Here is a 10566-nt window from a genome sequence, read left to right as displayed (position 1 = left end):
TGGGGGTCTATCTGGTTCATTTTTGCCCCATTTTACCATGCAGGAGTGACTTTTACTCAATCCTTATCCCGAACTCAGGTTAATAGTACTAAATATTTACTTTGCCAACCAAAAAACCGTTGACATTTTCCTGAAAATAGGCTAAAATAGCTTTAGGTGGTATATACTGGTATACATTCTCTACGGAAGGCCAATGCGTTGTGATGCATTTGGATAAGCAGCATCCCCGGCCGGTTTATTTGCAGCTTAAAGAAATGTTGCAATGCCAAATAGAGCAGGGGATTTACCTGGCTCATCAAAGGCTCCCTTCAGAACGGGAACTGTGCCGGCATTATGATTTAAGCCGGATGACGGCCAGAAAAGCTTTGCAAGTTTTGATTGCCGAAGGATTCGCTTATACCCGCCTGGGCAAAGGCACGTATGTTAGCAACATTCTCGACGCCAACCCATCGGGAACAAATAACAATGGCCGTTTTGCGGAGTTACTGCTGGACGACATTGCCGAAACGCATTTGCAGCAAAAATTAGTAGAGCAGTTGTTATCTTTTGATGGCGTGGGCGTGGAGCGAACCATCCGCGAAGTGTTGGCCGCTCATCCCCTGGAGGCGGTGGCCCTAAAATTGTTTCCGCGGGTAATCCGGCAGCTTGAGCAACGTTGGTACAACGGCGAAGCCAATCTGCTGGCTCAAAATTATGCCGTTACCACCCTGCGCGCCCAATTGATAGCCATGGTGAACGCCGTGCCCTGTGAGGACGGGCCAAAAGCCCTGCTCACTTGCGCGCCGGGCGATCAGCATGAAATTGGGCTGCTGCTGTTAGCCCTGAGTCTGCGCCGGCGAGGTTTTGTGGTGATCTACCTGGGCCCAAACATCACCACCACCGAATTTGTTGAGGTTGTGGAGATGGTACAGCCGCGCCTGATTTGTTTTTCCGCGGCCACCACCCAAACCGCCAAAGCATTGGCCGCCTTCAGCCAGGAATTCCGGGCTAATACTCGCCCTGGCAAGAGGTTGATAACCTTTGGAGGGGCGGCTTTTAGCCAATCGCCGGCTTTAACCCCGGATGTGGCGGGCCTGTATTTGGGCGATACCATTGAAGAGGCTGTGTTAAAAATTCAAGAGTGGGCGTAACTTTTGAGCAACAATTGAAGACTAGAGTCGTAGTAAGCGTATAAGTATAGTTAAGGATTAGATCAATAATAGAGGCTGAGGAGAAACCTGATGTTAGCCTACAACTCCAATATCCCCCTTTTCCCACTCAATGTGGTTCTATTTCCGGGGATGATGTTACCGCTCCACATCTTTGAAGAGCGATATAAGGCTATGACCAGGGAATGTTTGGATAGCGGCGAACCTTTTGGCGTAGTGTTAGTCAAAACCAAATTAGTCTCATTGGCCAACGGAGGCAATTTGAACGACTTGCACCACATTGGCACCACGGCTCAAATTGCCGCGGTAGAACACCTGAACGATGGCCGGATGAATCTGGTTGCGGTTGGACAGGATAGATTTATTATCAAAGATATATATCTTGGTCAAGATGATCTTCTGATGGGATGGGTAGACCCTTTTCCAATGCAGAATGATAACGCGCAGCGTGTTGACAACCTGGTGCAAAAGCTGCGTTCAATTGTTAAACGTTATATTGACCACCTGGCCGATGCTTCGGGCGAGGATCTTTCAGAAGCAACCCTGCCCACCGACCCGGCGGCCCTGGCTTTTTTGGCCGGTACGGCCGCGCAAAGCCCTTTGGCTGATAAGCAAAAGCTCCTGGCCACCGAAGCGCTAGGAGCCTTGATAGCCAACACGGTGAGCATGCTGGATAAGGAAGACCAAATTTTAACCTATATGTTAAGGGCTTACCAGGTTCACCAGCAGGTGCAAAGATTACCTTTTGTGGACTATTCCTTAAATTGAAATTTTGCCAGCGCTCTACAAAAAATCTCAAAAAACAACGCAATGCCGCAAAGAAGTACAGGTTGGTACAGCAGTAGAGGGTTAAGGTTGAGTTACATTTATAAATCTAACAAAAATGAGGTGATTATAGTATGGCAACAACATGGGCTCCCGATGAAGCGTTGTTTAGATTGAGCATTGCTGATCTTGCGGCAACTGCGCCTGTATCCCCTGCCGAAGAAAAGCGCTTAATTCGCGTGATGCTTGAAGGGAAAAAGGCCGCTGCCCAAATGTGGAAAGACGCAACCTTGCGTAACGATGCCCAACTTAAAGCCAAAGTGGATGAAGGTCAGGCGGCCCGGCGGATGCTGATCCAGGCCAACGGCCGCCTGGTGATTAGTATTGCCAACAAGTATACTGGACACGGTTTGACCCTGGCCGAACTTTCTCAAGAAGGCGTGTTGGGCCTGATCAGGGCCATTGACAAATTCGACGTCAGCAAAGGGGTGCGGTTGAGCACGTATGCCAGCTACTGGATCCGGCAAAGCGTGAGCCGAGCGGTGGCGGTGCAAACGCGGGTGATCCGCCTGCCCGTGCATAAGGTAGATCACCTGGGTAAAATCCGTAAAGTGATGGGCCAACTGACTCAAACCTTGGGCCGCACGCCAGAATTGGAAGAAATTGCGGCGCAAACAGGAGACGCGCCTGAACAGATCCACGAATTGTTAAAGGATGGACAGGACACTCTCAGTTTGGAGGAACCCATCGGCGACGATGGCGCTATCCTGGCCGACTTTGTGGAAAACGATTTGACCCAGGACCTGGAAGACCAGGTTGACTCCACCCTGCTGGAAAGCGAAATTCGTCAAGCCCTTTCCGGCCTGACCGCCCGCGAAAGCCGTATTGTTGAATTGCGGTACGGTTTGCGCGACGGTCAGCCTTTGACCCTGCAAGACGTGGCCGAACGTTTTGGCTTAACCCGCGAGCGGATTCGCCAGATTGAAAAAGAGGCGCTGGCAAAATTGCGGCGGCCAGATCAGGCCGGTCGCCTGGCCAGCTTTGTGAATTAAACAAACGCTTCAGTAAAGCAAAAGCCCCTGCGGTTTTTCCCCAGGGGCTTTTTTATTTAGGCGCTTACGCAAATCATTGATGCATTCCAGAGGTGACAGTCACTTTGTAAGTGATTGTCACCTCTGGAGCGTGCGTAAGTCTTATAGGTTGTTACCGCAGCCGGGCCAAAACCGTTGTCGTGCCCAAAAATAAAAACAGACCGGCGGCAATCAAGCCACCTCCACCACCCAGCAAGGAAAATAACCCAAAAGGCAGGGTGGCCAAAATCAAACAGCCGGCCACCACCCGCCCCAGATAACGCGAACGACGCCTGCGCACGCCCCAACGCACGGCTTCGGCAATAAAGCCGGCCACGGCCGGGGCCACAAAAAATCCAATTAAAAGAGTCCACCAAATCCAAAACCCACCTAAAATAAAGGTAAATAACCCCGCCGCAATCAATGATAGCGGAAAGGAAATGGCCGCTGCAATCAGATAATCTGTATTGCCGCCGGTGTAAAACTTATTCTCCTGTTCCCGAATACAATCCGGGCAGCGAAAGCCAACCGGGGTACGCCGGGCGCATTTGGGGCAAATGGGCCGGTTGCAGCGGTTACAGCGCAAGCCGGTTTCCACGTTGGGATGGCGATAACAATAGGCCAGGCCCGTCTCAACTTCAACCACATCCTCTTTTGGCAAAGCAGAAGCCTCGGCCTGGGATTGAGCCGCCAACTTTTGCTCCACCAAGGCCAGACCCGCTTTGGCTTCACTATTGGCGGGGTCCAGGGCCAACACTTTGTTGAAACACGCTTGTTTTTCGACCAGAGATTCAACCACCCCGGCCAGGCCCAACCAGGCCTCAATATTATACGGCGTTTGCCGGGTGGCTTTTTCCAGCAAACGGCGTGCATCTTCAAGGTCGCCCACCCGCGCGGCAGTAAGGCCCTGTTCTACTAAATCTGGGGTTGAGGTATTGGGCATTGATTACTCTCCTGTTTTAAAGGTCAGGTATCGAGCGTTAAATATCAAATAAACCACGCCTGATAGGACATCTATTTTCTGCTTTGCGGCCAGCCCAACCGCTGCATCAGGGTGCGATAAAAGTAATTTCGCTCTTGCAGGCGCACAAAACGCCCCACCGAGGGGCCGGCGCTCATAATCGCTTCGTCCCCGTCGGTCACTTCAATTTCGCTCTGGCCATCAATAGTTAGCACGGCCGTATGATCGGTAGAAACCTGCACGCAAACGCATGCGCCTTTAGACAACACAATGGCTCGTTCCAGGCTGAGGTGGGGGGCCAGGGGAATCAATAGAAAGTTTTCCAATTCCGGCGGCAAAATGGGGCCGCCGGCGGCCAGCGCGTAGGCCGTGGAGCCGGTGGCGGTGGCGATAATGATCCCGTCGGCGGTATAGGTAGTCAGGAAACCTTCATCAATGTAGGTATGCAGCCGGACCACACGAGCCAATTTCCCCCGGCTCACCACTATCTCGTTCAAGGCTTCGTAAGCATTGATAATCCGCCCCTCGCGGCGGTGCTCGGCATGGAGCATCATGCGTTCTTCAATCCAGTACTGGCCCAAAAGGGCTTGCCGGAGATGCTGGGGCCATTGGGCCGGTTCCACCTCGGTTAAAAACCCCAACCGGCCCATGTTGACTCCCAAAATGGGAATCCTTCGCCCGGCAGTCAGCCGCGCCGCCCGCAGCATTGAGCCGTCGCCCCCCAGGGTAATGAGCAAGTCTAAATCCTGCAAATGATCTTTAATGTCTGTCTCGCTCCAACTGGAACTGACCCAGGCTGAAGCCCCCAGATTTTCGATGAACTCCAACATCTCGGCGGCCATCACCCGCGATTCGGCCAGCTTGGGATGATACAGGATACCCACATGGCCAAAGGCCAGTTGGTCAGGCTCGGCGGCCTGCGGGGGGGGGACCATGGGCTACAGCCTCTCTTTCAACCAGGCCAGAACGTGCTCCCGGCCCAGGGTTGTTTGCGCGCTGCTGCTCATATCTCGCACCGTCACCTGGTTGGCTTTGACCTCGTCTTCACCCAAAATCAGGGCAAAAGCCGCCTCAAGGCGGTTGGCGCTTTTGAGTTGGGCCTTTAAACTGCGGTTACCGGGCGTCAACAATGCGCCGATATTTTCTTGATGCAGCGTGTCAACCAGTTTGAGCGCAGCCAACTTGGCCGTTTCACCCAAGTAGGAGACGGCCACTTGGGGTAAGGGTTCGGGCGGCGGCTCCAGGCCCAGGTGGCGCAGGGCAATCACGTAACGCTCAATGCCAGAGCCAAAACCAATGCCGGGCGTTGGCGGTCCGCCCAACTCTTCAATCAGGCCATCGTAACGCCCGCCGCCGCAGATTGTGTCTTGACTGCCCAGGCCGTCGGCCTTGATCTCAAAAACGGTTTTGGTGTAATAATCCAGGCCGCGCACAATCCGGTAGTCAATCACGTATGGCCGCTCCAACGCCTCCAGGTAGGTTTTTAGCCGGGCAAAGTGGTCGGCGCAATCAGGGCACAGGTGATTGGTGATGTGAGGCGCATCCTGCAACAGGGATTGGGTAAACGATTCTTTGCTGTCCAGAATCCGCAGGGGATTTTTTTGGAGCCGCATTTGGTCGTCCGGCGGCAGTTTGGTGGCATAACGGCTAAAAAAGTTTACCAGGGTTTGCACGTAAGCCGGTTTGCAGGCCGGGCAGCCGGTAGAATTAATATAAAGCCGCAACCCGTAAAAACCCAAATTAGCAAAAAGATGCCAGGCCACGTTGATCACTTCCACGTCCACGGCCGGGTCTTTTTCGCCAATCACTTCCACGTCAAATTGAGTATGCTGCCGGTAGCGCCCGGCCTGGGGCTTTTCATGGCGGAAAATGGGGCCAAAGGTCCATACTCTTAAAGGCGGGGGCAGGGTGTGCATGCCGTTTTCAATGTAGGCCCGCATGATGCCGGCCGTAAATTCCGGCCGCAGGGCCAGTTGGTCACCGTCGCGGTCTTCAAAAATATACATCTCTTTTTCCACAATGTCGGTGCCCTCGCCCACGCCCCGAATAAAGAGGCCGGCCTGTTCCAGCAAAGGCACGTCCAGCCGCCGGTAGCCAAACATGTCGGCCGTTTCTTGAATTTTGGCGATAATGTAGCGCCAGTAGGGTTGGTCGTCAAACAATACGTCGGGCATGCCGGTAATGCGTTTGTAGGTGGTCAATGTTCAAATGCTCCTGGGGGATGTTTTTGAATGGGGAGATTATAGCCCAATTTGGGAGGGATGTCTAAACTTTTCCCATTCCCACACTCAGTTTGGGCCCAACCCCAGTTTGGAAACGAGAAAACTCGTGTGGGAACGAGAAAAACTTTGAATTTGACTTCATCTGTGTTATACTGCACTTACCCTCTGCTTAACAACTTTAATAGCCCAGGCTGTTACCCATTTAAATTGCCCTGGCCAAAATTGGCCGCGCCACAGACAGCCCGGCTTTGCAGAAACAATCACCAGGTGACGCAATATGTCACAAATTCATAACCCCTATTTTGCCGGCCCGCCCGCCACCCAGCCCGACACCTTTTTTGGTCGCCAGGATGTGCTACGTTTTGTTGACGATACGCTGGCTTCCCCCATGCACAATGTTATTGTGTTTTACGGCCAGCGCCGCATTGGCAAAACTTCTATTTTGCATCAAATTGCTCGCCAATCTGAGCAAGATTATCAGGCTGTTATTTTTGACCTGCAAAGCAGCGTTGATAGTCCGCTGGAAGAACTGGTTTATGGCCTGGCGCGCGAGATGGCCCACCAACTTCATCTACCCGCCCCCAACCGGGCCGATTTTCAACAAGACCCCGAATACTTCCGCAGAATTTTTTTACCTTATGTTTATGAACACTTGGGCGATAAACGGCTGCTGCTGCTTTTGGATGAATTCGACGCGCTGAGTTTGGATAATAGACCGGCCGACCTGGATGCTCTGCCTTTTGTGCAGGCGCTCAATCGCATCATCCAAAGCGATGACAAACGGGTAGTGTTTCTGTTTGTGGTGGGCCGCCGGTTAAAAGATTTGTCGGCCCAACATTTGCAGATTTTTCGGAGCGCCCTGGACCGGCAGATTACGCTGCTCAAACGTGAGTCTTGCCTGCAACTGATCACCCGCCCGGCGCAAAACATTCTCACCTACCAGGATGCCGCCATCGAACGCATCTGGGCCTTGACCAGCGGCCACCCTTATTTCACCCAGTTGATTTGTCACAAAATTTTCAATGAAGCCCGGCATCAGGAGGAGTGGACGGTAACCGAGGCCCACGTGGAGGCGGTGGTTGACGATGCAATCAGCGCCGGCCAAACGGCGTTGCAATGGTTTTGGGACGAAGTGCCGCCGGTTGAACGTTTTACCCTGTACACCATTGGCCAACTGGCCGTTGCGGAAAACAAAGCCACCCTTGACCAACTGCTTACCGAGCGCGATATGCGGCGGGTGCAGGTGCCGGATGTTGAACTTCGCGCTTTGCCGGATAAGCTGGTGGATCGCCAGGTGCTCAACCGGGATAAAAAAGGACAGTATGGTTTTGCGGTAGAAGTGGTGCGCCGCTGGATTGCGCAGAATCATTCTCTGGAAGAAGTGACCTCGGAACTGACCCGGGTGGCGGTGGATGAGTCGGCCAAGGATTTTTTCCGGGCCGGCCTGACCGCGTATCAACGGGAAGATATTGAGTTTGCGATGGATAGTTTCAGTCGGGCCTTGGGCGTCAATCCTGATTATGTGGAAGCCCGGCTCTGGTTGGCCCGCACCCGCTTGAAAGCAGGCGACTTGTTGGCCGCCATTGATGAATTTACCTACGTTGAACGCTTTGGAGGACGGGAAGCCAGAGATGCGCAGGTTGGTTTGGCCGACGCCCGGGCCCAATACGGCCAGCAACTCGAAGCCGAAGGTAGAATTGAGGAAGCCCGGCAAGAGTATCAGCGAGTGCTAAAGTTGGACGAACAACACGTTTTGGCCAACACCCGCTTGAGCGAGTTTTACCGCCAAGAGGCTGATGCGAGTTTGGAAAGTGAAGGGATAATTGCCGCACGACTTTTGTATGAGCAGGCCCTTAAACATAAAACGGATAAAGCCCTGGAACGCCGGATCAAGGAGCGGCTGGACCAATACAGCCAGGCCCAGGAAGCAGCTTACAACTGGGAGGCGGCCGAACAGGCCAAACAATTGGCCGGTCAGGTTTCCCAGGCTGAAGACGACCAGAAAGCGTTGTTGCGATTCCGTTTGGAATGGGGGCGCTGGCTGCTAAAACAGCACCAACTTGATGAGGCGGCCTGGGTGTATCGTCGCCTGCTGGATGAGGCCGCCGATGATACGCCGCGCCAAATGATTGAGAACGACATTTTGCGCTATAGCCAACAGCAAGAGGAGGCCACCCACTGGCGCCAGGTTGAGGCAGCCTTGAGCCTGCTGGTTGAGCTTTTCCCGGATGATGTTGAAAGCCGAAATCGGCTGGCCGACAGCCTGTGCCGGCAGGGTGAGTTTCACCTGGGGCGGAGCGACCTGACCAACGCCAAAACGGTGTATCAGCGGGCCTTAAGCACTATTCCGGCAAATGAGGTGGTTATCAACCTGATCAAAGATGGTTTTCAGGCTTATCGCCGCAAACATCAATCAGACGATACTATCCAGGGCCGGAAATTGATTGCCGAAGCCATGTTGGTTTTGGTGGAGATTCTGGGTCGGGAAGACGTGCCGGTCTATCAAGGGTTAGCTGCGGCGCGGGAGGAATTGGGGGATGCCTTGTATCAAGGGCACAACCTGCCCGGAGCCTATCAAGCCTATCTGCAAGCCTGGGACGATATCACCTATTGGCTTCAGCTTGCCCCTGAAAAAGAGCCGGCTTATCGCCAACGGGCGAGTGTTGGGCTGAAACTGGGCCAGGTAGAACTGGACCGGGGCGCGTTCAATGAAGCAGTTGAATGTATCCAGCAAATACTGGATGATGTCAAAGCTGAACCGCAGATGGCGAGCCGGATCAAAACAACGTTTAATGATTATCGCCGCCGGCAGGAAGAAGCCTTACGGTGGGACCATGCCGAGCGGGCCATAGAAGTGCTGGTCTACCTGTTTCCCGGCGACGAAGAGGTGAGTTTTTGGCTGGCCGAAACGCACGTGGGGCAGGCTGATTGGCACCTGCAACGAGCCATTCCCGATTTGGAAGCAGCCCGTCGCCTGGCCCAAGAAGCCATTGAGATTGATCTGCCCTTTAAACAGCGCCATCTCATTACCTCCAGACTCAAAGCTTCTTTCCAATCCTTTAGTGAACACCAACAAGAAGCGGCTTTGCCCAAATGGGCGCAAGCTGAATGGGCCATGAATAGCCTGATCAGCCTGTTCCCCGGCGATATGGAACTCCATCGTCAATTGGCCGAATTGCGCGCCGGTCAAGGCGATTGGTACCTGGCCCAGGCCGATCAGTCCCCGGCCCAAACCCGCAGTTATCTGCTAAAAGCAGCCGAAGTTTACAAACGCGCCCTAGACGACTTCTCTGCCGATGGCGATCTGGCGACCCGTTTGAAGGAGAGGTTCCGCCAGTATCGGGCGCAACATTCATCTTATTGGCCCCAGGCCAGGCCGGCCATCCAGATTTTGCACGAGACCCTGCCCGATGATGAGGAAATTCAGCAATGGTTAGCTGAAACTGAGGAGAAAGGCATTGCCCAACGATTTGTGGGCGCTGCCAGGCGCAGGTGGCCGGTGGCTGCTGTTGGGGCAACAATCATAGCCCTAACACTTTTCGTAGCCCTCTTCTTTGGAGAAGGGGCCGGAAGTGAGATAAGATCGCCAACACCAACCGTCACCGCAATATCGCTCTTACCTTCGGCTTCACCTGAAATACCACCAATAGCAACGGACACTCCCACCCCAACCAAAACTCCTACCCCAACCAAAACCCCCCGGCCAACAGACACCCCCCTCCCCCCCCAAACTTCCACTTCCCCCAAAATCCCCAGGCCAACAACCACCCCCCGTCCTACAGCAACGCCTTCCGCCGTGCCTGTAGTGGAAATTCAATTGCTTCAACCCGCTGATGACTCAATCTTTCGTGGCGCCAATACCCTGCCTCAACCGGCCTGGGCGCCAACGGGCGAGCTTGGCCCCGATGAATATTACCGGGTAAAACTTACCTCTCCCCAGGGCCAACAACATTATTCGCCGCTTTTGACCGCTCCCTCCTGGGAAATACCCCCGGAAATATTCCGGTGGGCTAATCTGTTCTATACTGACCCAACGGCCCGCAATATCGAATGGCAAGTTGTAGTGGTCCGCAATGAGAATGGCGAACTGGCGCAAATAAGCGCAAGCAAACCGCGTACCTTTACCTGGGAACCTGAATCTTTGCCCGCAGGCGAAGCTCTGGCTGTAGCCGTCAATCCCGGCAACCCCCTGGAAATATTGGTGATTTTGAAAGACAAGGGTATCTACAAAACAGATACCGGCGGCATTGACTGGCAACAGGTTTCAGAGGATGGTTCCGCAGTCACCCTCCATTTTGCCCCAGCAGACCCTGACGTAGTCTATGCCGGGGTCTACGGTTACATTTTACGTTCTGACGATGGAGGAGACACTTGGACGCCGTGGCAGATAAACGTAGGCA

7 protein-coding genes are annotated in these 10566 nt (G+C 53.7%); 4 read left to right on the top strand and 3 right to left on the bottom strand.

Annotation, left to right across the window (positions count from 1 at the left end):
* Positions 1 to 200 precede the first annotated feature (200 nt).
* The 3 genes from JW953_02380 to JW953_02370 all read left to right on the top strand — a co-directional run bounded on the left by JW953_02380 (position 201) and on the right by JW953_02370 (position 2965).
* The gene (locus tag JW953_02380) at positions 201 to 1130 is read left to right on the top strand and encodes a GntR family transcriptional regulator (GenBank protein ID MBN1991522.1); all 930 of its coding nucleotides are present in this window, start codon (positions 201 to 203) and stop codon (positions 1128 to 1130) included.
* A 90-nt stretch (positions 1131 to 1220) separates the two neighbouring features.
* Complete coding sequence (locus JW953_02375; GenBank protein MBN1991521.1) at positions 1221 to 1916, top strand: LON peptidase substrate-binding domain-containing protein; 696 nt, start codon at positions 1221 to 1223, stop codon at positions 1914 to 1916.
* A 131-nt stretch (positions 1917 to 2047) separates the two neighbouring features.
* Positions 2048 to 2965 (top strand): sigma-70 family RNA polymerase sigma factor, encoded by a 918-nt coding sequence (locus JW953_02370; protein MBN1991520.1) that lies wholly within the window; start codon positions 2048 to 2050, stop codon positions 2963 to 2965.
* A 151-nt stretch (positions 2966 to 3116) separates the two neighbouring features.
* On the opposite strand, the gene JW953_02365 is transcribed toward JW953_02370, so the two are convergent.
* The 3 genes from JW953_02365 to JW953_02355 form a co-directional block, all read right to left on the bottom strand.
* Complete coding sequence (locus JW953_02365; protein MBN1991519.1) at positions 3117 to 3926, bottom strand: hypothetical protein; 810 nt, start codon at positions 3924 to 3926, stop codon at positions 3117 to 3119.
* Positions 3927 to 3997: 71 nt separating this feature from the next.
* Positions 3998 to 4879: an NAD(+)/NADH kinase gene (locus tag JW953_02360; GenBank protein ID MBN1991518.1), complete on the bottom strand. Its 882-nt coding sequence runs from the start codon at positions 4877 to 4879 to the stop codon at positions 3998 to 4000.
* Positions 4880 to 4882: 3 nt separating this feature from the next.
* On the bottom strand, positions 4883 to 6145 hold the full coding sequence (locus tag JW953_02355; GenBank protein MBN1991517.1) for a histidine--tRNA ligase: 1263 nt from the start codon (positions 6143 to 6145) through the stop codon (positions 4883 to 4885).
* 298 nt (positions 6146 to 6443) lie between these two features.
* Between JW953_02355 and JW953_02350 the strand changes: the two genes are divergently transcribed.
* The coding region (locus tag JW953_02350) for a hypothetical protein (protein ID MBN1991516.1) at positions 6444 to 10566 on the top strand (4123 nt) is incomplete at its 3' end.

This window comes from Anaerolineae bacterium (assembly GCA_016931895.1).
Lineage (GTDB): Bacteria > Chloroflexota > Anaerolineae > 4572-78 > J111 > JAFGNV01.
Note: the sequence above shows the minus strand (reverse complement) of the source record. Positions and strands in the feature narration are given on the sequence as shown.

Excerpts from the sequence above, each read along its gene's own strand:
- JW953_02375 (MBN1991521.1), top strand. The coding sequence starts at position 1,221 with ATGTTAGCCTACAACTCCAATATCCCCCTTTTCCCACTCAATGTGGTT.
- JW953_02370 (MBN1991520.1), top strand. The coding sequence starts at position 2,048 with ATGGCAACAACATGGGCTCCCGATGAAGCGTTGTTTAGATTGAGCATT.
- JW953_02365 (MBN1991519.1), bottom strand. The coding sequence starts at position 3,926 with ATGCCCAATACCTCAACCCCAGATTTAGTAGAACAGGGCCTTACTGCC.
- JW953_02360 (MBN1991518.1), bottom strand. The coding sequence starts at position 4,879 with ATGGTCCCCCCCCCGCAGGCCGCCGAGCCTGACCAACTGGCCTTTGGC.